This is a genomic window from Mesorhizobium sp. M1A.F.Ca.ET.072.01.1.1, from assembly GCF_004023325.1.
Taxonomy (GTDB): Bacteria; Pseudomonadota; Alphaproteobacteria; order Rhizobiales; family Rhizobiaceae; genus Mesorhizobium.
Genome location: NZ_RZSF01000005.1, coordinates 38667 through 59866, shown reverse-complemented (window position 1 = coordinate 59866; position 21200 = coordinate 38667). Strand labels below are relative to the sequence as shown.

Annotated in this window: 19 protein-coding genes and 1 tRNA gene; 11 read left to right on the top strand and 9 right to left on the bottom strand. The window is 59.1% G+C overall.

The window, feature by feature from the left end; translation table 11 throughout:
• From EOA32_RS01720 to EOA32_RS01710, 3 genes are all read left to right on the top strand, one after another.
• Nucleotides 1-537, top strand: a 537-nt coding sequence (locus tag EOA32_RS01720) for a S1C family serine protease (RefSeq protein ID WP_145971267.1), incomplete at its 5' end; no start/stop codon positions are given.
• Nucleotides 538-545: 8 nt separating this feature from the next.
• Nucleotides 546-1193 (top strand): helix-turn-helix transcriptional regulator, encoded by a 648-nt coding sequence (locus tag EOA32_RS01715; RefSeq protein WP_095781350.1) that lies wholly within the window; start codon nt 546-548, stop codon nt 1191-1193.
• A 104-nt stretch (nt 1194-1297) separates the two neighbouring features.
• On the top strand, nt 1298-2164 hold the full coding sequence (locus EOA32_RS01710; protein ID WP_128370663.1) for an NAD(P)-dependent oxidoreductase: 867 nt from the start codon (nt 1298-1300) through the stop codon (nt 2162-2164).
• Nucleotides 2165-2586: 422 nt separating this feature from the next.
• Here the strand turns inward: EOA32_RS01710 and EOA32_RS01705 are convergent, their stop codons facing one another.
• The gene (locus tag EOA32_RS01705) at nt 2587-4191 is read right to left on the bottom strand and encodes an OmpA family protein (protein WP_245499117.1); all 1605 of its coding nucleotides are present in this window, start codon (nt 4189-4191) and stop codon (nt 2587-2589) included.
• On the opposite strand from EOA32_RS01705, the gene EOA32_RS39575 reads away from it, so the two are divergent.
• The 3 genes from EOA32_RS39575 to EOA32_RS01695 all read left to right on the top strand — a co-directional run bounded on the left by EOA32_RS39575 (nt 4168) and on the right by EOA32_RS01695 (nt 6054).
• Nucleotides 4168-4686, top strand: coding sequence for a hypothetical protein (locus EOA32_RS39575; RefSeq protein WP_245499116.1), 519 nt, complete (start codon nt 4168-4170; stop codon nt 4684-4686). The two genes, EOA32_RS01705 and EOA32_RS39575, sit on opposite strands and share 24 nt — an antisense overlap.
• A gap of 315 nt (nt 4687-5001) precedes the next feature.
• On the top strand, nt 5002-5448 hold the full coding sequence (locus tag EOA32_RS01700; RefSeq protein WP_066994651.1) for a YcgN family cysteine cluster protein: 447 nt from the start codon (nt 5002-5004) through the stop codon (nt 5446-5448).
• A 255-nt stretch (nt 5449-5703) separates the two neighbouring features.
• Nucleotides 5704-6054: a hypothetical protein gene (locus EOA32_RS01695; RefSeq protein WP_095779689.1), complete on the top strand. Its 351-nt coding sequence runs from the start codon at nt 5704-5706 to the stop codon at nt 6052-6054.
• 204 nt (nt 6055-6258) lie between these two features.
• Here EOA32_RS01695 and EOA32_RS01690 read toward each other — a convergent pair whose 3' ends face one another.
• A complete protein-coding gene (locus tag EOA32_RS01690) occupies nt 6259-6969 on the bottom strand; it encodes an SIMPL domain-containing protein (RefSeq protein ID WP_095779688.1) in 711 nt (236 codons plus the stop codon).
• Between the two features lie 217 nt (nt 6970-7186).
• On the opposite strand from EOA32_RS01690, the gene EOA32_RS01685 reads away from it, so the two are divergent.
• A tRNA-Ile gene (locus EOA32_RS01685) sits at nt 7187-7262 on the top strand.
• A gap of 200 nt (nt 7263-7462) precedes the next feature.
• On the opposite strand, the gene EOA32_RS01680 is transcribed toward EOA32_RS01685, so the two are convergent.
• From EOA32_RS01680 to EOA32_RS01670, 3 genes are read right to left on the bottom strand one after another with little or no spacing between them, the layout of a single operon-like run.
• The gene (locus EOA32_RS01680) at nt 7463-9157 is read right to left on the bottom strand and encodes a recombinase family protein (RefSeq protein ID WP_128370661.1); all 1695 of its coding nucleotides are present in this window, start codon (nt 9155-9157) and stop codon (nt 7463-7465) included.
• Nucleotides 9154-9627: a DUF2924 domain-containing protein gene (locus tag EOA32_RS01675; protein ID WP_128370660.1), complete on the bottom strand. Its 474-nt coding sequence runs from the start codon at nt 9625-9627 to the stop codon at nt 9154-9156. The genes EOA32_RS01680 and EOA32_RS01675 overlap by 4 nt, the downstream gene beginning before the upstream one ends.
• A gap of 5 nt (nt 9628-9632) precedes the next feature.
• The gene (locus EOA32_RS01670; protein WP_245499115.1) at nt 9633-9962 is read right to left on the bottom strand and encodes a DUF3489 domain-containing protein; all 330 of its coding nucleotides are present in this window, start codon (nt 9960-9962) and stop codon (nt 9633-9635) included.
• A gap of 689 nt (nt 9963-10651) precedes the next feature.
• Here EOA32_RS01670 and EOA32_RS01665 point away from each other — a divergent pair.
• A complete protein-coding gene (locus EOA32_RS01665; RefSeq protein ID WP_128370658.1) occupies nt 10652-11974 on the top strand; it encodes a DUF4062 domain-containing protein in 1323 nt (440 codons plus the stop codon).
• A gap of 319 nt (nt 11975-12293) precedes the next feature.
• Here the strand turns inward: EOA32_RS01665 and EOA32_RS01660 are convergent, their stop codons facing one another.
• Genes EOA32_RS01660 through EOA32_RS01650 form a run of 3 tightly spaced genes read right to left on the bottom strand, consistent with a single transcriptional unit; the run spans nt 12294 to nt 16217 of the window.
• On the bottom strand, nt 12294-13649 hold the full coding sequence (locus EOA32_RS01660; protein WP_128370657.1) for a hypothetical protein: 1356 nt from the start codon (nt 13647-13649) through the stop codon (nt 12294-12296).
• Between the two features lie 4 nt (nt 13650-13653).
• Complete coding sequence (locus tag EOA32_RS01655; protein ID WP_128370656.1) at nt 13654-14805, bottom strand: ATP-binding domain-containing protein; 1152 nt, start codon at nt 14803-14805, stop codon at nt 13654-13656.
• The gene (locus tag EOA32_RS01650; RefSeq protein WP_128370655.1) at nt 14802-16217 is read right to left on the bottom strand and encodes a protein kinase; all 1416 of its coding nucleotides are present in this window, start codon (nt 16215-16217) and stop codon (nt 14802-14804) included. The genes EOA32_RS01655 and EOA32_RS01650 overlap by 4 nt, the downstream gene beginning before the upstream one ends.
• A gap of 389 nt (nt 16218-16606) precedes the next feature.
• Between EOA32_RS01650 and EOA32_RS01645 the strand changes: the two genes are divergently transcribed.
• Together EOA32_RS01645 and EOA32_RS01640 are read left to right on the top strand one after the other, a co-directional pair.
• Nucleotides 16607-17095 carry a type II toxin-antitoxin system antitoxin SocA domain-containing protein gene (locus EOA32_RS01645; RefSeq protein ID WP_128370654.1) on the top strand — a complete coding sequence of 163 codons (489 nt, stop codon included), beginning with the start codon at nt 16607-16609 and terminating at the stop codon, nt 17093-17095.
• Between the two features lie 18 nt (nt 17096-17113).
• Nucleotides 17114-17836: a hypothetical protein gene (locus EOA32_RS01640; protein ID WP_128370653.1), complete on the top strand. Its 723-nt coding sequence runs from the start codon at nt 17114-17116 to the stop codon at nt 17834-17836.
• 325 nt (nt 17837-18161) lie between these two features.
• Here the strand turns inward: EOA32_RS01640 and EOA32_RS01635 are convergent, their stop codons facing one another.
• On the bottom strand, nt 18162-19175 hold the full coding sequence (locus tag EOA32_RS01635; RefSeq protein ID WP_189406812.1) for a DUF3578 domain-containing protein: 1014 nt from the start codon (nt 19173-19175) through the stop codon (nt 18162-18164).
• Between the two features lie 256 nt (nt 19176-19431).
• Between EOA32_RS01635 and EOA32_RS01630 the strand changes: the two genes are divergently transcribed.
• Nucleotides 19432-21126 (top strand): DNA methyltransferase, encoded by a 1695-nt coding sequence (locus tag EOA32_RS01630; protein ID WP_128370652.1) that lies wholly within the window; start codon nt 19432-19434, stop codon nt 21124-21126.
• Nucleotides 21127-21200 lie beyond the last annotated feature (74 nt).

Genomic DNA, 21200 nt, shown 5'->3' with positions numbered 1-21200 from the left:
AGCGAAGGGGCAGCACTTGCGGTCTTTGGCACGGTCGGCGAGGTCGGGTCCGCCTGGCGCTCGATGCGCGGCGGCGCGATCGACCGCCGCATCAATCTGGCCATCAACACCGGCGGCCGCTTCGAGGGCGGTCCGGTGCTCGATGCCAAGGGCGGCCTGATCGGCATGCTCTTGTTCGGGCCGCGCCGGCGGGCGCTGGTCATGCCTTACGAGACGATCGAGCGGGCGGTCGCGACGCTGCGCCAGAAGGGACATGTCGCGCGCGGCTATCTCGGTGCCGGGCTGCACCCGATCCGCAACAGCGACACCCACGGCGCCATGGTGATGAGCCTCGACGACAGCGGCCCGGCGAAAGCCGCCGGCCTGCATGTGGGCGACATCATCGTCACCTGGAATGGCGAGGCCGTGCATGGGCCGCGCGAGCTTATCCGCAAGCTCGGGCCGGACAGCGCCGGCACCACCGTGACGCTCGGTATCTTGAGTGGCGGCGCTGAGCGCGATGTTTCGATCACCATCGGCGAAAAGCCGTTGAGCTGAGAGGGCCGATGGCAAGCAGCGCGATACAAACGATTGCTCGACTGGAGCCGGCAAGCAACCGGCTGACGGTGCTGATCGCGCTCGGCGACGCGGCGCGAGCCGAGCAACTGGTCGATGCGCTTGCGGCGAGCGAGGACCTGCTGCCGATCCTCGCCGGGAGCGGCATGGGTCAAACGGCGGATGTCGCCTTGGTCGATGAGGCTGCTTCGGAAAGCCGGGCCGTGAGCCCGGCAACGCCATGTGTGCTGCTGTCGCGCCGCGCCGGCCATGAAAGGCCGGGCGGCAATGTGTTTGCGACGCTGCCGGCGTCCGCCGACGGCCTGCTGATTGCCGCCGCCTTGCGCTTGGCGGCGACCGGCTATCGCATCGGCCGGGCAGGACCGTCAGATCTTGGTGCACATGGCGAGTTCCACGCGGGGGTGTCCGAGGACGAGACGCCCGACGACAACCAGCCCCGCGCGGCGTTGTCGCCGCGCGAGGCTGAAGTGCTCGCACTGCTGGCGGAAGGCGCGCCCAACAAGGTGATCGCCCGTCGGCTCAACATCTCCGTCCACACGGCGAAATTCCACGTCGCCGCGATCCTGATCAAGCTCGGCGCCGCCAACCGCACCGATGCGATCGCCATCGCGATGCGGCAAGGGCTGGTGCTGGTCTAGACCCTTTCAGCACGACGCTGCGTAACCTCGGTCCGGTGCCTTTGGCCTTGCGCCACGGCTGCCCGCCGCGCAAGTTGCCTCCCTGTTGCAGAGGGAGCCGAGACATGTCGCTCAAGGGAAAGACGCTGTTCATCTCGGGCGGATCGCGCGGGATTGGGTTGGCGATCGCGCTGCGCGCGGCGCGCGACGGCGCCAATATAACGATTGCGGCCAAAACCGCCGAGCCGCATCCGAAGCTGCCGGGCACGATCTACAGCGCGGCCGAAGAGATCGAGCAGGCCGGCGGCAAGGCGCTGCCGGTGCTTTGCGACATCCGCGACGAGGCTCAGGTCGGCGAGGCGGTGGCAAAGACCGTCGAGCGGTTCGGCGGCATCGACATCTGCGTCAACAATGCCAGCGCCATCCAGCTTACCGGCACGCTGGAGACCGACATGAGGCGCTACGATCTGATGCACCAGATCAACACGCGCGGCACGTTCCTGGTGTCCAAAATGTGCATTCCACACCTGAAGTTGGCAAAGAATCCTCACATCCTGAATCTGGCGCCGCCGCTCGACATGAAGGCCAAGTGGTTCAAGAACCACGTCGCCTACACGATGGCCAAGTTCGGCATGTCCATGTGCACGCTCGGCATGAGCGCCGAGTTCGCCAAAGACGGCATCGCCGTCAATTCGCTATGGCCGTTCTCGACCATCGACACGGCCGCCGTGCGCAATCTCCTGGGTGGCGCCACGGTGGCTGCGATGAGCCGCTCGCCCGACATCATGGCCGATGCCGCGCGCGCGATCTTTCTGCGGCCGGCGCGCGAGGCGACCGGCAATTTCTACATCGACGAAGAGGTGCTGCGGGCAGAGGGCGTCACGGACTTTTCGGCCTATGCGCCAGGCGCGGCGGATCAGCTTGCCGGCGATTTTTTCGTGCCTGACGAGGTGTTCGCCAACTCGCCGACGAAGGTCAGAAGGATCTACTGAAAGCCCGCGGCCGCCTCATTCCGCGGCGCCCTTCCTGCCTTTCGACGGATTCGACGCGAGTTCGAAACGCTTCCTGAGATGTTCCGGGGCGGTTTCGCCCTGATCTACGCAATTCCGAAAACCGCTGCGCATTCTCCTGGAATTGCTCTGTGGGGTTCCACCGTATTTCCGGCAGGTGGACTTATTTTCAAGATAAAGCCCCGCCGGAGAGGGGCGCCGGCGGGGCTCATGTGTCCCGCTGGAGTCGGGACAGGGCAGGGAACGCCCTGACTGGAATCTGGGTGCCGCAATGCGGCGATTCAATGAGCACGGCGGGATGAGCGGGACAATTCTTCTTGAATTTCAAGAGAAAGGGCCCGTCCGGATCCGGACGGGCCCAATCTTGTCGCGCTGATTCCGAAAATCGGCTCAGGACCTTGAAGTCATTGCTCGTTGCTCGCCACAGGCGCCACCAGCGAGGTGATGCGGCGGATGGCGACACGACGGTTCTCGCGATTCGGGCTAGACGTATTCACCTTGAGATATTCCTCGCCATAGCCCTGTGTCGTGAGGTTCTCGGCCGGGACGCCGAAAGCGTTGGTCAACGCTTCGGCGACCGCCTCGGCACGCCGATCCGACAGTGCGAGGTTCGCGTCAGGCGTACCGACGGCGTCGGTGTGGCCCTCGATCAGGAAGGTCTCGGCCGGGTTCTTCTTGAGAAGTTTGTCCATGGCGGTGGCCACGCCTTCGAGCTTCTGCACTTCGGTGTCGGAAAGAGTCGCCGAGCCGAAATCGAAGTTGAGCGTGTCGAGGTCGATACGCCGGGCGATGTCGCGCACGCGGGCCGAGCGCTTGACCTCGTCGATCGAGTAGAGACGCTGCACCCTCTCCACCGGCGGCTGCTCGAGGAAGGTGTAATACTCGTCCGGATCCTCGACTTCTTCCGAATCCAGGATGTAGTCCCGACGCGATATGTCGAGACGCATCGGCGGCAGGTCGTCGCCTGGATCGCGCCAGTCGTCGACATCCTGGTAATAGCGCTCGTCGACATAGCTCAGCACATATTCGCGCCCGTCAGGCGTGATGCGCGAACGCTGGACAATGTCGCCATTGCGGTTGCGGATGGTGACGATCTTGACGCCATTCTCGCGCTCGACGGTCTCGCGGGTGCGGCCGCGCGGCAGATCCTCGTAATAGACGTCCCTGGCGCCACGGGTGATGCGAGGAGCCTCGTTGCTTTCCACGAAAGTCTGGTTGTTGAACTGGAGGATCACGCGGTCGCCGAACTGCTTCACCACATCCGCGCCCTGGGGCCGGCGGCGCTCGCGGACCACCTGCTCGGGCGTAAGCTCGATCCGCTTGCCCTTTTCCTCGGTGACCGGAACAAGCTTCTCAGGCTTGATCGCCTGCTGGGCCGCCTTGTCGTCGGTGGGCGGCGGCCCCTGATCGACCGCGGCAGGCCGCTGCTCGGCCTGATTGCCGCCCTGCTGTCCAGCCTGGTTGCCGCCTTGCTCGACACCGGCCTGTCCGTTCTCGTTCTGGCCGGCCGGCTGGCGGCCCTTGCGCTTGCGAACGACATCCTTCTGGCTGTCGAGAATGGGAGTCTCGTTCGCGTTGGCAGGGGCTTCGCCCTGTGCGGCAGCGCCGGCGTTCGCGCCGCCTTCAGCCGGCTGCTCACCGGTAGCGGGCTGGGTGGTTGCCTGGCCTTCGCTGGAGGGCTGCTTGGTCGAAGGTTGCTCTCCCGTCACCGCCTGACCGGTGCCGGGCTGCTCGCCGACCGTCTTTCTACGCTTGGTCTTGTCCAGAGGCTGTTCGCCTTCTGCCGGTGCTGCTTGCTGATTGTTCTGCATCGGCTCGGCCTGCTGCGCTTCGCCGGCAGGGGCTTCGGTCTTCGGCGCCTGCTCGGCCGGGGCGGTCTCGGTTTGCTGCTGATCCCGCTTCTTCCTGCGCAGCTTGTCCTGCGGCGTGTTGTCGTTGGCGGGCGCCGCCTGTTCGGCAGGCTGCTCGGCCGGTGCGGTCTCGGTTTGCTGCTGCTGGCGCTTCTTCATGCGCGGCTGCTGTTCGTCGCTCGCCGGCGCCGTCTGTTCGGCGGGCTGCTCTGCCGGCGCCGTTTCGGTTTGCTGCTGCTGGCGCTTCTTCCTGCGCGGCTGCTGTTCGTCGCTCGCCGGCGCGGCCTGTTCGGCCGGCTGCTCGGCCGGTGCGGTTTCGGTCTGCTGCTGGCGCTTCTTCTTGCGCGGCTGCTGCTCGTCGGTCGCAGCCTGTCCGCCCTGATCGGCAGGGGCTGCCTCGATCTGCTGCTGTTGATCGCGTTTCTTGCGCGGTTTGAGCTGCTGCTCCGCCGGGGCCGCCTCTTCCGCCTGGCCGGACTGCTGCTGGTCCTGACGCTTCCGGCGCGGCTTCTGCTCGGGCTCGGCGGACTGTTCGGCCGGCGCCGATTCCGTCTGCTGCTCGCGCTTCTTTTTCCTCGGCTGCTCGGCTTGCCCCTGCTGGCCTTGCGCACATTCCTCAGCCGATTGGCCTTCGGCGCAGTTCGACTGCGCTAGGATAAACGGCGTCCCCCGCGAAGGGCCGAGATCGGCCTGCAGCGGATACGCGCCCAACGGCGCGGATGCCATTAGCAGGCCGATTGCCGTACCTGCCAGAATCCGTGGTTGGCGTTTCATATCGATTTTCTCCTACTGGGGTCCCATCCCTGCCCAAACTTTCAACAGCATCAATTGGTTCCGCCGGGCATTGTTGTCAGCCAAGGATGCCCGGCCGGCCTTTTGAAGGCAATTTCGTGTTTTTCTAATGTTGATACTGGGTCACTGTGACAGCAGTGCTTGACCGACAGGTCCCTGAGGGCCAAATCCAGCCGCATGAATGCGCCATTTTGGAAAACCAAGACTCTCGAGGCCATGACGCCGGCCGAATGGGAATCACTTTGTGACGGCTGCGGCAAATGCTGCCTGTCCAAGCTCGAGGACGAGGATACCGGCGAAATCTATTGGACGAGCGTCGGCTGCCGGCTGTTCGACGCCGAAAAATGCCTGTGCTCGGATTATGCCAACCGGTTGGCGCGCGTGCCTGATTGCGTCGGGCTGACACCGCAGAATGTGCGCACCATCACCTGGCTGCCCAAGACCTGCGCCTACCGGCTCATCGCCGAGGGACACGACCTCTATTGGTGGCACAAGCTGGTTTCGGGAAGCGCCGAGACCGTGCATGAGGCCGGGATTTCGATCCGCGGCCGGGTGAAGGCCAAGGAAACGGATCTGGCCGAGCCGGACGACTATTTTGATTATGTGCTTGATGACGAACCCTGACGGGTTCGCATCTTGATGACGATGACGAACCCTGACGGGGTCGCATCTGAACCTCGAGGGAACTGGGGCCGCGGTGACGCGTTCCCCGCGTCAGATTTGGAAGTGCATTCGGGTGAGGGGTTTTGCCTTTCTTCCACATGAACCGGACATGAACGGCCGGTTCGCACAAAGTTCAGACACAAAAAGGCATTTTGTAATCATTGGTTCGCCAATCATCCGTTCAAGGGCGAGAGGCCCACAACAAGGAGAGAGACAATGTTCAACCAGATCAAGACGGCAGCCCTTTCGGCCCTTGTCGGGCTTGGCACGCTCGGCGCCATCCCGGCGGCGCATGCGGACAGCCTCTATCTCGGCTTCGGCAACAATCACGATCCGCGCTTCGGCGTCTACACCGGCGATGATGGCTATTACCGCCGCGATCGCGACTGGCGCCGCCGCGGCTGTTCGCCGGACCGCGCGCTCGACAAGGCCGAGCGTATGGGCCTGCACCGCGTTCGCATCGTCGACATCAGCCGGCGAACGGTGAAGGTGGCCGGCCGTCAGTATGGCGACCGCGTGGTGGTGGTCTTCGCCAACGAGCGTGGCTGCCCGATCATCTATCGCTGAGGCTTTTCTGGAGCCTGCGAGGACCGGCTTGGCATGATCCTCTGCAGGACCAACTGACCTTCTGCGAGGCCGGTAGAAGGGACTCGCTGAGGGTCACCTGTGAGTAGTGGAGCCCCTTCGGCCAGTGCTGAAGCGCGGCTCAGATAAACCCCGGAGGATCGTCCTCCGGGGTTTAGTTTTGTCCGATTAGCAGAAGCGGGCGGGCTATTTCAGCTCGAACGTGACGGTCACCTGGACGGTGTAGGAATTCTCGCCGGCCTGCACCGGCACGGCGGCGCGGGCGGCATCGAAAGCCTTGGCGTTTAGCGGCATCGGCGCCGGCGCGACGTTCTGGTCGGTGATCTCGATCACCTTGCCAAGGTTGACGCCGGCGGCCGCGGCGAGCGTCTTGGCCTTGGCGAGCGCGTCGGCAACCGCCTTCTTGCGCGCCTCGGTGATGGTGGCCTTCGGATCATCGTTGGTGAAGGCGATGCCGCCGCCCTGGTTGACCCCGAGCGACACCGCCTTGTCGAGGATGTCGCCGGTCTTGTCGACGTCGCGCACGCGCACCGACAGTGTGTTCGTCACCTGGTAGGCAACGAGCTCGGCTTCCTGGCTGCCGTCCGCCTTGTTGGTGTAATTGTAGCGCGGATTGATCTGGATGCCGGCTGTCTGCAGGTCGCGATCGGCAATGCCGGCCGATTTCATCGCCGCGATCACGGCCGCCATGGCATCATTGTTGGCATCGAGCGCGGCGCGCGCGGTCTTTGCCTCACGCATGACGCTGAGCGTCAGGATCGCCATGTCCGGCGCGACAGTCGCTTCGCCTTCGCCCGAGACGACAATGCGCGGAGGCGGCTGCGTGTCGGCGGCGCTTGCCAGCGCCGGAAACGCGATCGCGGCAGCGAGCGCGACAGGCAAAAGATATCTGGTCATGAAAACTCCTCGAAATCTGCGATCCGGTATCCCGCCACGTCTGCCCGGCTCGAAAAAGCATCGATTCCGGGGGTTGCGGGCAGTCCGGACCAGTTCACGCGCCTGATGGGCGCGCACGCCGCTGTACGAAGCGAATATGAGCTGATTTTGGCATTTGCCGCCAGCGCTTTCGAAAGCCTTGTGCCGGGCGGCGAAAAACACTAAGCCAGCCCGCGTGGGGCCTGTAGCTCAATGGTTAGAGCCGGCGGCTCATAACCGCTTGGTTGGGGGTTCGAGTCCCTCCGGGCCCACCATACAGTCTGCTAGTTTCTGCGCGTTTTTGTCCGTCTCAGAATAGTGCCGACATTTCCGCGGGTTAGCGACGCCTTCGCGGCATCGATTGGCGGAGACGCCACCTTCCCGGCCCAGAACGACCCGAATTCGGGGCCCCGTCTCTGCGGGCCCATTTCCGTAGCCAACTGTTTGGAAGAGCGATGCTCGGCTGATGGTTAAATCAGAGGCCGAGGAGGGTAGCCTGATCGGCCCACGCGAGGGGAAGACCCGAGAGGCGCGACAGCCGATGGGCCGTAAGTTCGATCGGCTGCTTGCCGGCGATGATCCTGGAGATGATCTTCGGCGATAGGAACGCTAGCGGCAGAAGCCTGCTCACCTCGGAGACGGTGGTCGCGTTCAAGTTAGCAATCTCTGTCAGGGCCCGGCCAGATCCATTGGTTATTTGATGGAGGTACAGTTGAGAGCGATGGACCACGTCGATCAACGCTGCGTCCGGCTCAGCGCTGTTGGACGAGGCATCGCCTAGGACGATGCGCATCTCGACACCGCGTCGCTTGATGTCGAATGGGCATATGATCGACAGGCTCTCGGCACCGCCATCGGATGACAAGGCTCTATCAAGCAGATGTTCGGCAAGCGCCCGGCAATCAATGTCGATGGTCAACACCTTCTGACCAAGGGCGATGCGGCGGACAATTTTCTGCAGCAGCGATCGCATGGCGTCAGCAGTCTTGAAGTTCCAGGCAGCCTTGATCTCAGTCGCTCGACGCTCCGCGTTTGGGATTTCGGCTGGGCTTCCCCATCTCTGAATCAAATCAGCGATTTGGCTGCGATCGTTGAGAATACGATTCAGCTGAAGCTCAACGACTGATTCAACTGCATCGGTGGGAAGACGCCATCCATCGGAGTTGCCTCGTCGCTGATCAACGAACTGTTTTGAGACATAATAGCGATAGCGGACGCCGCGCTTGTTGGCGTGCACCGATCGGAGCTTCTCACCGAGTTCGTCGAAGAGCAGCCCGGTGAGAAGATGCTGCTGGGTGACGTTCGATGTGCTCCTCCGGCGTGGTGCCTGAGAGGCCAAAAGCGCCTGTGCCTCTTCGAACACTGTACCTGGAATGATCGGCTCGTGCTCGCCGTCATGGACCTGATCCTTGTGCTTGATCTTGCCGATGTAGATGGGGTTCGAGAGCAGGTGATAAAGATTGCCGCGGCCGAATGGCATCGTGACAGCAATGGTCCCATCTTGACGTTCGCGGGTTCGAGTCACGAGGCCGTCCCGCGCGGCCTCGTCAGCGAGGTCACGCACTGACTTCAGTACGAGATAGCGATCGAAGAGATGTCGGACGATCTTCGCCTCGGCGTCGTCGATGACAAGCTTGCGGTGCTCCGCGCGGTAGCCGAGCGGCACAGCACCACCCATCCACATGCCCTTCTTCTTGGATGCGGCGATCTTGTCGCGGATGCGCTCGGCTGTGACCTCGCGCTCGAACTGTGCGAAGGACAAAAGTACGTTCAGTGTCAGCCTGCCCATCGATGTGGTGGTGTTAAACTGCTGGGTGACGGAGACGAATGACACCGAGCTAGCATCGAAGATCTCCACGATCTTCGAGAAGTCCATCAGCGAGCGGGTGAGACGGTCGATCTTGTAGACGACCACGACGTCCACGTTCCTGTCGCGGATGTCCTGAAGCAGCCGCTGCAGGGCAGGGCGCTCCATAGTTCCACCAGAGATGCCGCCATCGTCATAGCGATCAGGGACAAGCTTCCAGCCCAGTCCAATCTGTGAGGCGATAAACGCCACGCAGGCCTCGCGCTGAGCGTCGAGTGAGTTGAATTCCTGGTCGAGGCCTTCCTCGCTCGATTTGCGAGTATAGACCGCGCAGCGCAGCCGAGGTGTTGAGTTGCTGCTCATAGGCCAAAGAACCTCGGACCGGACCAATGCGCGCCGGTGATCTTGCGCGCGATCGACGACAGCGACGGATAGACCTTGGCCTCGAAGACGAAGCCATCTTCGATCACATCGACGATGTGGGTCTTGCCGTTCCAGTCACGAACCAACCTGGCACCGGGCAAAACGTGTTTGCGCTTTGGAGCGATCGTCACCTTGATGTCGTCGACGACGACGTTAGCTTGGCTGTCGCGGTCGGCGATCTTCTTCTCGACCCTTTCTATGGCGGACTTGAGCAAGCGGCGCGTCTCGGTGGAAAATCCGCCGAGACGCTTTGCCTGAAGATGCCAGGCGGCTGCTCTGGTCAGAAGCTCACGCCTGACACCCTTTGGTGGTGAGCATCTGTAGATCTTCTCCCATTGGGCTGCGAGTTCTTCGCGGGAGAGGTCGCTGAAGGCGGCGACCTCTGCTTCGATGTCGAGCTTGGCGCGCATGACGCTCAGGCGCTCTTCGCGCCGTCATCGATGCGATAGCGGCGAACGCCGTCCTTGCCTACATCACACACCAAGTTGAGGCCAAGCTTCTTCTTGACGACCGCAGACAAGAAGCCCCGCACCGAGTGCGCCTGCCAATCGGTGGTCTCCATCAACATCTCGATGGTGGCTCCTTTGACCAAGCGCAGCTTCTTCAGCACCAGATCCGACTTGCTCTGCTTGCTCTCGTTGCGCGCCGCAGCCTTCGTTGGCTCTGCCGGTGCCGGCTCGACAGCGCCCTTTGCATCACGAGCTTTCTTCTTGGAGAACTTCGGCTTCTTCGCCGGCTTGGCCACGGAAGGCGGCGCATCCCAGATGTGCTCATGCGGCTCCGGTGGGATCTGAAGCGATCCATTGCCTTGATCGGTGCCCAGGGTTGCCATTGTCTTTCTCCTTCAGTTTGCAGTTGCCGGCCAATCCGGCGCCTGTACTGACTTGAGCCCGCCTAGCGGGCTGGAGAGACCTTGGTCTTGGCGAGGCGATAACCGCCGCGTCGTTGGCTATAGCAATGCTTGCGTGCGCAACGAAGTCCAGTGGAATGTGTTTGGACGGCTAGCTGTTTGAAAAAGCGCAATTAAGCAGTTGGGGCTTCGATCTGCTTTCAAAACTAAGAAATTTTACGCGATCTCAGACGAACACGATCGAGCGCACACGGCTGCCGATCCGATTGACCGCTGAAGTTGTGTCTGCAGATGTCATCAAAAACGGGCGATGACGCACATCGTGATGGGCGGGTCCGGTACTGTCTATTGGCCGAGCAGGCCGGTAAGGACCGAGGTTGTGGTAACGGCCATCAAGTAAGGTAAGAACAGACGCAGATCCAATCCATCAGTAGTCCCGAGACAGTCAGCTTAACGGCGGGTCGTTCGCTGGATTCGTTATTGGAGCACGCGTTCCTTGCGATCTCGCTTGGAAGGGACGTACTAACGACTTGACGAATTTTTCATCACCGGCGGGATAGGGCGTTCGTCGTGAGGGAGTACCGATGTCCAGCAGGCTGCGGGTTTTCATTAGCAGTACAATGAACGATCTCGGCGATGCTCGGCGGGCAGTGGCTGCAAGGCTCCGCTCGCTCAACCTCGAACCCGTAAACGCGGAAGATATGCATCCTGATGGTAGCTCCAGCTGGGACACTATCCGCGCGGGGATTGACTCGTCTCATCTATTCATCCTGCTGAGCGGAGACAGCTATGGATGGATCCCAGCGACTGGTCCGGGGGGCGGCGAAAAGCGGTCGGTCACGCATATGGAGGCCCTCTACGCGAACTCGAGAGGGCTCCCGATCCTGCCATTTTTCAAGCAGCTTCGGTACGGATCCCCCAATAATACTGACGACGCGATAGCGCGCGACGCTTTTCGCCGCGAGGTCGGAGATTGGGAGGCTGGGCGCTTTAGGCAGGAGTTCGAATGGATTGACGAACTTGAGCGCAAAGTGGGAGACGCCTTGCTCGACCTCTTCCATCGTTCAATTCTCAGGGACATGGCCCAGAGGCGGGTCACTGGTATCCGGAGCTCAGTTCGAACCACCGCACTCACCTTTGGCAAGATACCGATACCTCCCGGGTTTATTGGCTGCGATCCGGTTCTCTTCGCTGGCGCGGGTGTGTCAGTCTCCGCTGGCCTGCCGACAGCAAATGTCATGATCGAACTTTTCGGTGGGCGCTTGTCGCTCGGCGTCGATGGAGAGCGGATCCTCGCGAGGCACCGTTTCGCGGACGTGGCGACTGCCCTCGAGCGCCGACTCGGCCGCGCGGAGCTGGAGAGGACGGTCGTCGAGGCATTCAACATGGCTCAAGGGGTGGTGCCGACAGCTGGTCACCTTGCAGCGGTCTCAAGCTTCCGTCACATCGTGACTACCAATTATGATGATCTCTTCGAACGAGCATGCCTGGCCCGGGGCGTGCCCTACACTGTGCGATCGTCAAACGGGGAGATTCGCGGAGGAGGTGACCAAGTCACGATCTTTCAGGTTGACGGGTCCGTCGTCAGTCCCTCGACCTTGGTGATTACCGAAGAGGACGCCGCCCGGGCTCGTCTCGACGGTGCCTATTGGAATGGGATCGCCGAAACAATCGGAGATCGACCAGTGATCGTCGTCGGTCACTCACTCCGGGACGAGAATGCGAGGCGGGTGCTGGTCGAGCGCGGTAGCGGACCCGGGCTCTACGTATCGATTGCTCAAGACCCGATGGATGATATCCTGCGCGAGCGGTTCGATCTTGCTGAATGTGTCGGCACCGCGGATGATTTTCTGCGATCTTTCGAGTCCGCCAATCGTCAAGCACAGGGCAGCCGCCCGTCTAGCTGATGCGTCACGTCAATATCGGCGAAATTTCCTTAACGGCAGCCACAGCTAGCGCGGTCCGGAAGTGATTCGCTGTAATCCGCCAGGCCTCGCGGCAGAGCGAGCTTTCAGTTTGAAGGACTCCGTTATGTTTCCTTGGCCGTTTGCCAGGCGTTCTTGAAAGCGACAACACTCTTGTCGGACGCCAAGCCTGTCGGTCATCTGAGCGATCAACCGAAACAGCTTTGCGCCTCATTCTAGTCAATCAGGCGCTCCCGCAAAATCCTAATGCTGCCCTTCCGTTAGCGCCGCCACAATTTCGAAGTATCATCGCGATGACCCCTTAGTATCGAGCCCTACGGGTCCTTTTCGTTTTTGGGTCGATGCCCGGCTCCGCTGCGTCTTCGACTTCAGTCAACGTCTTTTCGACCAAGGAATAAATTCGACGCAAGTCAGATGCAAGTTGATCGTTCCACATGCGAAACGCGCGCTGTTCGATCGAGCCAGCCTTAACTGCTGCCGATCGGCCGAACCGGAATGTCGCGCTAATCCCAGGGAGAAGCTCGATCTCGATCTCGTTGGAGTGCCCAACCTTGGACACCAGGCCGTCTGCGTTCGCCCGTGCAAGCAAGCGAAGCTCGTCGAGACCCATGTCAGCTCGTGGCGACTGATCAAGTGTCTCGCAATCGCGCACGTCGCGCGCAATGCGCCGACCGAGCCCTCCGAAAGCGTTCAGTATAGCGTGCGGTTTTTGTAACGCGGCAAACAACACGTACCAGAAGGCTGCCTCTGGACCGCCCTGGCTTAGAACAATGTCCAGATGCTCCAGTGAACCGGGGGCAACTTGCGTTGCCAGGAACCCCTGAGCGGCTCCCTGTTCCGAACTCCCCGGGCGGTGCTCCCCCCTAAACATGCGCTGCAGGTAGGCACCTCGCTCCTCACGCGAGGCGCTCTCAATGCTCTGGAGGGAAATGTTCAAGGCGAAGTCGTCGGAAGCCTCACGCCACGCAGAGTCCTTGGCCTGTCCGTCGGAATTGATGATGGCAGCAATCAATCGCTCGATGGGTCTAAATGGCAGTTCGTTCTCAATCAGCCCGCAGACAGTCGTCAGCACCGGCAAAGCGTAGTGAACGGATGGCGTATTGCTTTCACTGGCATTCAGCGAGTTGCAAAGGCTATACGCCTCGAGCCACCGGCTCGTCAGTTCTTCCAGCTCCATCAGCGACAGACCGGACGCAACTCCTCGCCCCCACACGAAACTCAAAGTTCGCCTGGCAGCGGCCGGGCTAACCTGGCGCGCCTTGATTTGTCCTTCCGAAAGCAGTTGGACTTCCACCAATGACAACAGTCCGACCGCATCGACCAAAGCGTCAGACCGAGGAGAGCCCATTCGGTTCAGGTAAGCTTCTGCCTGGCCATAGTCCATGATGCGACAGAAAGCCGTGAAGGGCGAAAGCGCCTTGGGACTAGCATTGAGCGCTGCCAACAAATCCCGAATTTGCGATTTTTCAACCACGGCAAGGATTGGGAATGAGTGATGGTCTTCCGGCTGATCTCGCCAAAAGGTCGCGATTCTCCCCTGCAGCCCATGCAGGGTACGTTTGCTTGAGAATTCGCTGGCCGCTATTATCGTCTCTGCGGATGGGCCCCCCGCAATTGTTTCTAGAAATTCACGTTTCCCGAGTGACGCCATCCACATGTCTTCACTCCTTACCGAAGATTCGGCTTCTCGTAATCGCCTTTGTGGATGGCGAAACCACATTCAGTGCACCGGCAAGATATGCCGGGATGCTATTCTCGTAGTAAAAACTTAGTGCCGTTTTCGCTCGTGTCACAGCGGTATACGCCAAGCGCTTTTGAACGCCACCCATCTTGCTCAGGTGATCGAGTCCGGCGATATGGACGCATCGAAACTCCAGCCCCTTGGCGGCAGACATGGTTGACAACCAGACCGGTGCCTCGGGATTAAACTCGGCTTCCTTGCAGATCGTTATCGAGTCGTCGAGCCCGAGATGGCTGAGAGCTTTGGCGATGGCAGCTACCTCTTCATTGCGTGGGCAGATGATGCCGATAGTCTCTTCGGGATAGGCGACGAGCTGATCTTGGACCTGAGCCGCGATGGCCTCTGCCTGCTGCTCAATGGAAAGCCCATCCTTGATCGAAATTTTCACAGGGTACGCCTTCTCATCGTATTGTGAATTTTTCAAGAGTGGGACGTGGTCTGGGTAACCTTTCAATATTTCATCGGCAATACGGCAAATGTCCCTGCCATTTCGAAAATGATAAGCTAGCGGGTGCTTGATTTCGATGGCAGATTCTAGCGCTGGCAAGCAATCTTCTCCGTTGAACACCTTCTGGAATTCATCAGCGGCGGCTACCAGAATGGTGGCTACGTGTGCGAAAATCTTGATTTCCCGAACGGTGTAATCCTGGGCCTCGTCCAGCAGCAAGGCGTCAAAAAGCTTTCCGATCTTTCCGGATTTAATAAGCGCTTCCACACCTTTCGCCCTTGCCTCTCGCGCCGCTTCCAAGTCCATGCTTTTCGTATCGATACCAACGCCGTTTTCTCGGAGAATGCCATCGAAAAGCCGGGCATGGGTGGTGACCCTGTCGGCAGGGAACTTGTACTGGACTCCGCCTATCCGAATAAAACTCTTCAAAAGCGAGCCGAAAACTACCACCTGCAAGTTCGGATGGTCTCCCAGAGCTAGATAGTTCGCTCGCAGGAGCAGCAAGTTCGTTTTGCCCGAACCCGGCGGACCCTTGATCAAGATGCTTTTCTCAGGAGGAATATCCAAGATGGCGACCTGTTCGGCGACAAGGTCCCCTTCATCCTTCCACCATGCGCTCTTCATGGTTTTACTCCTGCAAAAGTAAGGGTGCGCAGGGCGCCGTCATCGATCGGACATGTCTCCACCATGTCATAGTAGGCGACCAGCACATCCGTTAGCATCGTCTGCAGCAGCGAGCTGCCATAAAGGTCTTCCTCCGACCCCTTGAAGATAGCTTCTGCCGATGGGAGATCAGAGATGTCGAGGCTTTTTGCGGAGAGCGCCGCGGAGCACGCGATCATGTACTGGGGTGAACCCTCATTATAGTCAATCTCGCTCACAGTTAGGAGAAGCGTGAGGGCGAATGGCATTCCCATGCTATCGTCCCTGCTGAATTGGAGTAGCAGGTTGCGAGTGTCGTCAGGGCCGGGCTCGATTGAGCAGCTCCTGAGGGGAAAGCAATCTAGCTCCGCCAAAACGGAAGCCAGTCTTGTATCAAGCCGCCTGCTGAACTGATCCATCCGTTGTAGAAACAACCGTCGAACTTCGACTTGGGCCAGGTCCGGTGCGGCATTGGTGACTCGAGACAGCATTTGACGTTCGAGTATCCTTTTCCTGCGATCTTCCAATGAGGCGGCAGGTGGCGCGGCCGCGTTCTCAAAATCGCTCCACTTGACGAGATCTAGTCGGGTGATCGGGTCCTTGACGAGCGCCCGACGTGCCAAGTGCATCAGATTTGAATCGCCACCACTGATCGGCGGATTTGTGTGATGAACTGCATCCACCAGGATCGAGAACGGTTCGGAGGCGTCCTCGAAGAGCGGCTTCTGCATTATGAGATCGTGAAGGACCGCTCCCATTTGATAGAACGTGACGGCCCGCCATCCCTCTGTGGTGTCTTGCTCTTTGCGATCAAGGAATTCAGGCGAGCTGTATCGAAGAGTCCCAATGAAAGGTCGTTGGAAGGCGTCAGTTAAGTTCGACAGGCCCACTGGCAGGAGCACTCCGAGGTCTAGGAGGATGGCCCTTTCTGAATCGTCAGTGACGGCAATGTTCTCGGGTTTGATGTCTCTGTGCGCGAGCCCGAGATCTTCGAGAAAGCGCGCGGCGGAGGCAACTTGTGAAATCAGCGTTCCGTATTTTTCCGGTGGGATCGCTGAACGCGCGTCATGGAGATTTTTGTAAGGGAGTCGCTCCATCACCACAAAAAGGTGCCCAGTGGCTGAGCAGGCGCCACCGTCCAGTATAGTGACGAGGTGCGGATGGCTTTGACCAATGAGGCTCTTTTCACGATCAATCCTTGCGAGTTGGACATCTCGCCCGTATCTCTCGATGAGTTCAGGATGAAAGACTTTTAACGCCCCTTTGACCCCGTCCCTCTCTGCAGAAAGGACAACCGCGGATTTTCCGTTGCCGAAGGTGGCGTCTATTGTCCATCCTCCTACAGTGCTTCCCAGCAAGCTGTCAGCGAAGATTTTGGCTTGAGCACTATCCATCTAATTCCCCCCATCGCACCAATATCCCAAGACATTTCATCCATGAGCATAAATAGGCGCCCAAGCAACCCTGAACTCACCGTAATCCGTCGATGATATTGATCCCTCAGGGCTTATCACCACCAAATCTTTGATCCCATGTCCATCGTAGTGGTGATCGAGGCTGCCCGAATGTCAGCAAAACGCAGCGACCGACGCCGAGGACTAGTCGATCGCGAGGGCGGCTATGCGGCATAGCCGGTTTCGTCCTCATAGGCGCTCGCAGGAGTTCGGAGCTCGCGCGGCAGGCGGGGCAATGAACTTCGAGGCTTCCCGGACGTTGCCTTACTGTTAAGGTCACCTTAAACCCCGGTTTGTACCCTGTTGAGGCTGGAAAATAGGCGGCACACATGTTTGACGCGCGGCTGATCGCCAACGAAATACTTCACCGCGCATGGGCGGAACAGTTGGAGGTCACGCAGATCGACATGCAAAAAATCCTCTATTTTTTGCATGGTCATCATCTCCTGGAACATGGCCAACCTCTTATCAAATCCGAATTCGAGGCGTGGGATTTTGGTCCAGTACAGCGGTCTGTATATGATGCCTTCAAGGGGTTCGGAGACCAGCCAATCACTGAACTGGCTCAGAAGCTGGATCCGGTAAAGCGTCTCACGTCGCCATTTCCAAAGTTAGTGGATAACGCAGCTGTAGCGACCATAGAACGGCACCTTTACAAGTATTTGGAAATTCCCAGCTTTGCCCTTGTGGATATCACTCATCAACCGGGTACGCCTTGGTCGCGGACTATAGAGAGCGCCAAATCCCATGTTAACGTCGGGATGCGAATCAAAAACGATCTGATTTCCACTTATTTTGAAGGTCTAAAGGCCGCCTAGAGGTGTTAATTGGGGAAAATGAAGCGCAAGGCCGTGGGCCTTCTCAATCGCATTCAGTTTATCGATCTTGCGCAAGCTGTCACAGTTTCCCCGCCTCACCGCAAAGAATGGCTTCGAAAGTATCTCTATCGCGCCGTTAGCGGAGGAAAGTTTCCCAGCTATCGCCACTTCCGCAACGCGATACCTTCAATCTATGGAGTGAACCGCGGTCTCGACCTTTCCCCGCCTGTAGATCGTAAGTCGTTGGAAAAGCACATACGGATTGCCTGCAATGGCGTGGACGAGGGGATCAATGTTGATGCGGCTCTAACGCTTTTCGACCTGGTTCGTCCGCTCCGGTATCTTGCCTACGATCATCCGCCGCGAAATCTGCCTCTTGGCCTAAAGAGAACGGCGGCAATCGGTCTAGAGTTTTATATGGTGAAGGATGAGACGCCAATTTTCCAGTTTCCGTTTCCGAGAAGGGACAGGTTGGATGATCACACGATCACGATCCTGCTTTCCATCATTCATCACGCATATTCGACGGATGATTTCGAAGAGGCACGGGTCGAATTGGCCGATCTCAGTTGCGATTTTGAAACGTCCGAGAGTCGCCGCGAGAAGCTGCCAAGGGTTCGATGCCCAAGGATTGTACGACTTCCCAAAGAGAGCCTGATCTCAATGGATGATCTCGCACCCGAGATACAGAGCGTGCACGACCTACTGCTTGAATTGGGCGACGAGCCCGACCCGACATAGGAATTGGATGCATCCGCCATAGACGGAGAAGTGCTATGGCGGTCAGGCTACGTCTCCGTAGAACAGTCTGGAGCCGGCGGTTATAATGACATTGCCGTCCACTCCAGGCGTATTTGCTGACATTTCAGTCTACAGGCCTTATTTTCCGTGCCTTTGTAGGCATTACGATTGAGCAGACTCACCGACGCCCAAATGGCATGGTCACCATCCGGAGTAGGCTGTGGGTGTTTCAGCAATCGCGCAAACTCAACGGCAACTCAAGGGAGTCGGTACTCGAAAGCGAGTGCGCTTAGGCGGTCATCCTCGACCAGCCAAGGCGAGTACACTATAAGCTCTCCCCTTTCGGGTTGATCTCTCCCTCTAACAGTCTTATCCCATGAACCACCAACAGAGCATTGCGCGGATAACTGATTCTGTGAAGTGCGACTTCGTTTCGGGTTAGGAGGACGCTGGTCAATCCTCCTGTGGTCCCTTTCACTTCTATGATCCAATCTTCGCCACCGCGTTGTCCGCGGAAATCGCAACTGTCAGTGGCCGACACGTTCTTGTATGTGAATCCCTGGTCTCTCAGCCATCGCTCTGCAATTTGCATCGCGTGCAGTTCGACAAGCTTTCGCATTGGAGCAGTCATGCGCCCTTGACCCTTAGGACGCTCCTTGACCGGCGAGGCTAACTTCTCAACGTCATCGTAAAGTCCCAGCATTTCACTGCTGATGCTGCCGGGGACCACTCCAGACTCTTGCGCCTCGTATAGCTTGGCCAATGGCCCCATAAAGCGCACCAAGTCACTGAACAGAACATCCTCGGTCGGAATGCGTTCGTTCGGATAAAACTTGGAGGCGACTGTCGTTCTCTCATAGCCGCGGGCAAGATCAAACGTGCCAAGATCTATACCGAGGCGCACGCCAGGATCCGACTCGAACTCCGCACCAAGGACGCTGGCCGCCCAACTCATAAGCTCAGCAACTTCGGCGTCGCTACGATTTACGAAACCAGTTCCAACGATCTGAGTCGAACCGTGACTAAGACAAAGAGACACACCTGATCCGTCAGGATGGAAAAGATAGACGACGTACCAGCCACTGGTAGCTGAAGGGGACCGAGATTCAGAAAACCAACGCACCCACGGTATGCGAGACATCTGGCCTTGATTGTCTTTGCCCTCCGATCTGGCATCCGTACCGTACTTCCCGAGTGCCGCCGTGAGCGCCGCACCACGGGACGACAACTCCGCCGGGAGCGTCCTACGGATCAGAATACCGCGTCTTTCCATATCGGGCGTCTTACTCGCGCTGTACCTTGCCTGGAGCGTTACAACTTCTTGCAGTATTTCTTTCACTCTGATTCCCCCTCGCTTCAGTTGGCCGCCACGACTCGTTATGAACGTTGCCTACAACCTCTATACATGCTTATCGCCGTCGTTCCACCGATCAGCACATAGCGACCCCCAACGCATTCTGTACATTATTGAGGAGACTGAGGTCAGACGCGCCACAATATCGTTGTGGTCCCTTCCGCGATCTCCATATAAATTTTCCGCCGTTAACGTTATCTTGTGAATATTTAGCTAAACACCTCCCGCTGGTGGGCAGGCGATGGGCAAGCTTTATTTCGGCGATAATCTCGGAATTCTGCGCGACCATGTCGCGGATGAAAGCGTGGACCTCGTCTACCTAGACCCTCCCTTTAATTCGAAAGCCCAATACAACATCCTCTTTAGATCGCCGGCGGGAATAGGCCCAAACGCTCAGCTCGAAGCCTTTCAAGACTCGTGGCGGTGGGGGGAGTCGGCGGAATCTGCGTATGCCGATGTCATTAACGCCGGTGGTGGGGCTGCTCGCATTTTGGGCGCTCTTCGATCCTCGATGGGTGAGAATGACTTGATGGCCTACTTGGCCATGATGTCAGTTAGGCTGATCGAATTGCACCGGGCGCTGAAGCCTACTGGTTCAATGTATTTGCACTGCGATCCAACTGCGAGCCACTACTTGAAAACCTTGCTTGACGCGATCTTTGGATTTCAGAGCTTCACGAACGAGCTCATCTGGAAGCGCACCAGTTCTAAGAGCGATCATTCACAGGGAGCCAAGCGCTTCCCCCGCGTGCACGACACCATCCTTTTCTTCCGCAAGACGCCTGGTTCGACATTCCAACCAGTGTTCGCTCCCCTGGCCGACGACTACGTTTATGCCAAGTATCCATACGTCGACGCGGACGGGCGTCGGTACGGATTGTGGGACATGACCGGTCCAGGAGGCGCTGCCAAAGGCAATCCGTACTACGAAGTCATGGGCGTCTCTCGGTTCTGGCGCTACTCGCGTGACCGAATGGAACGCATGGTCGCCGAAGGGCGCGTCGTCCAAAACCGGCAGGGCAGTGTGCCGCGCGAGAAGCGGTATCTCGACGCCAGTTCTGGTGTCGCGATTGGCGACGTGTGGACTGACATCCACCCGATTAATTCGCAGGCCCGTGAGAGACTCGGCTATCCGACACAGAAGCCGCTTCCGCTCTTAGAACGACTTATCCTGGCCGCGTCGAACGAAGGCGATGTCGTGCTTGATCCTTTCTGTGGGTGCGGGACCACCGTCCACGCGGCCGAGAAGCTGGCTCGGAATTGGGTTGGGATCGACATAACCCATCACGCCATCACGGTCATTGAGGAGAGGATCGCAGAAGAGTTTCCTGCTCTTAAAGTCGCGGTAGAGGGCCGTCCTCGCGATGTAGACGCAGCTCACGATCTTGCCCGGCGCGACAAGTATCAGTTCCAGTGGTGGGCAAATTGGCTATTCGGCGTGCAGCAATACCGCGAACGGAAGAAGGGCGCCGACAAGGGGATCGACGGGGAGATCTTCTTCCTCAACGGCCCAAGAGGAGTGGGCCGGATCATTACATCCGTGAAGGGAGGCGAGACGATTGGGGTCCAGGCAGTGCGGGACCTTCGGGCAGTGATCGAGCGCGAGAAAGCGGAGATGGGTGTGCTTGTATCGCTAGGCGATCCAACCGGCCCGATGCGCGTGGAGGCGGCTTCAGCAGGCTTTGTTCAGACTGCCCATGGGTCGTTCCCGCGCATTCAGCTAGCGCCCGTCTCAGAGTTATTCTCCGGGATCAAGCCCAGACTACCGATGGCAGCGCCCCTTGACCAACTACGCCCTAAAAAGATGGTCACGGCGAAAAAGGGGGCAGACACCCGCCAACTTCAGTTTGTCTACAGCTTCCAGGGCGGAAGGCCACGGGGCGAAGCTGGAGAAGTCGTTCACCTCGACCCACGTCAGAAGGTTGGCCGCGTATAGCGGATAGTGGGCGTCGCCGTCAGAGCGGCCGACTGAGCCGCGACAAAATGAACGAAACAGGGGTCAGTCTCCAG

Bases quoted from the DNA above. Each gene is read 5' to 3' on its own strand.
- EOA32_RS01630 (WP_128370652.1), top strand. From the start codon at position 19,432: ATGGGCAAGCTTTATTTCGGCGATAATCTCGGAATTCTGCGCGACCAT.
- EOA32_RS01705 (WP_245499117.1), bottom strand. From the start codon at position 4,191: ATGAAGAAGCGCCAGCAGCAGCAAACCGAGACCGCACCGGCCGAGCAG.
- EOA32_RS01640 (WP_128370653.1), top strand. From the start codon at position 17,114: ATGAAGCGCAAGGCCGTGGGCCTTCTCAATCGCATTCAGTTTATCGAT.
- EOA32_RS01695 (WP_095779689.1), top strand. From the start codon at position 5,704: ATGTTCAACCAGATCAAGACGGCAGCCCTTTCGGCCCTTGTCGGGCTT.
- EOA32_RS01680 (WP_128370661.1), bottom strand. From the start codon at position 9,157: ATGAGCAGCAACTCAACACCTCGGCTGCGCTGCGCGGTCTATACTCGC.
- EOA32_RS01645 (WP_128370654.1), top strand. From the start codon at position 16,607: ATGTTTGACGCGCGGCTGATCGCCAACGAAATACTTCACCGCGCATGG.
- EOA32_RS01700 (WP_066994651.1), top strand. From the start codon at position 5,002: ATGAATGCGCCATTTTGGAAAACCAAGACTCTCGAGGCCATGACGCCG.
- EOA32_RS01650 (WP_128370655.1), bottom strand. From the start codon at position 16,217: ATGGATAGTGCTCAAGCCAAAATCTTCGCTGACAGCTTGCTGGGAAGC.
- EOA32_RS01660 (WP_128370657.1), bottom strand. From the start codon at position 13,649: ATGTGGATGGCGTCACTCGGGAAACGTGAATTTCTAGAAACAATTGCG.
- EOA32_RS01715 (WP_095781350.1), top strand. From the start codon at position 546: ATGGCAAGCAGCGCGATACAAACGATTGCTCGACTGGAGCCGGCAAGC.
- EOA32_RS01665 (WP_128370658.1), top strand. From the start codon at position 10,652: ATGTCCAGCAGGCTGCGGGTTTTCATTAGCAGTACAATGAACGATCTC.
- EOA32_RS01655 (WP_128370656.1), bottom strand. From the start codon at position 14,805: ATGAAGAGCGCATGGTGGAAGGATGAAGGGGACCTTGTCGCCGAACAG.
- EOA32_RS01675 (WP_128370660.1), bottom strand. From the start codon at position 9,627: ATGCGCGCCAAGCTCGACATCGAAGCAGAGGTCGCCGCCTTCAGCGAC.
- EOA32_RS01710 (WP_128370663.1), top strand. From the start codon at position 1,298: ATGTCGCTCAAGGGAAAGACGCTGTTCATCTCGGGCGGATCGCGCGGG.
- EOA32_RS01690 (WP_095779688.1), bottom strand. From the start codon at position 6,969: ATGACCAGATATCTTTTGCCTGTCGCGCTCGCTGCCGCGATCGCGTTT.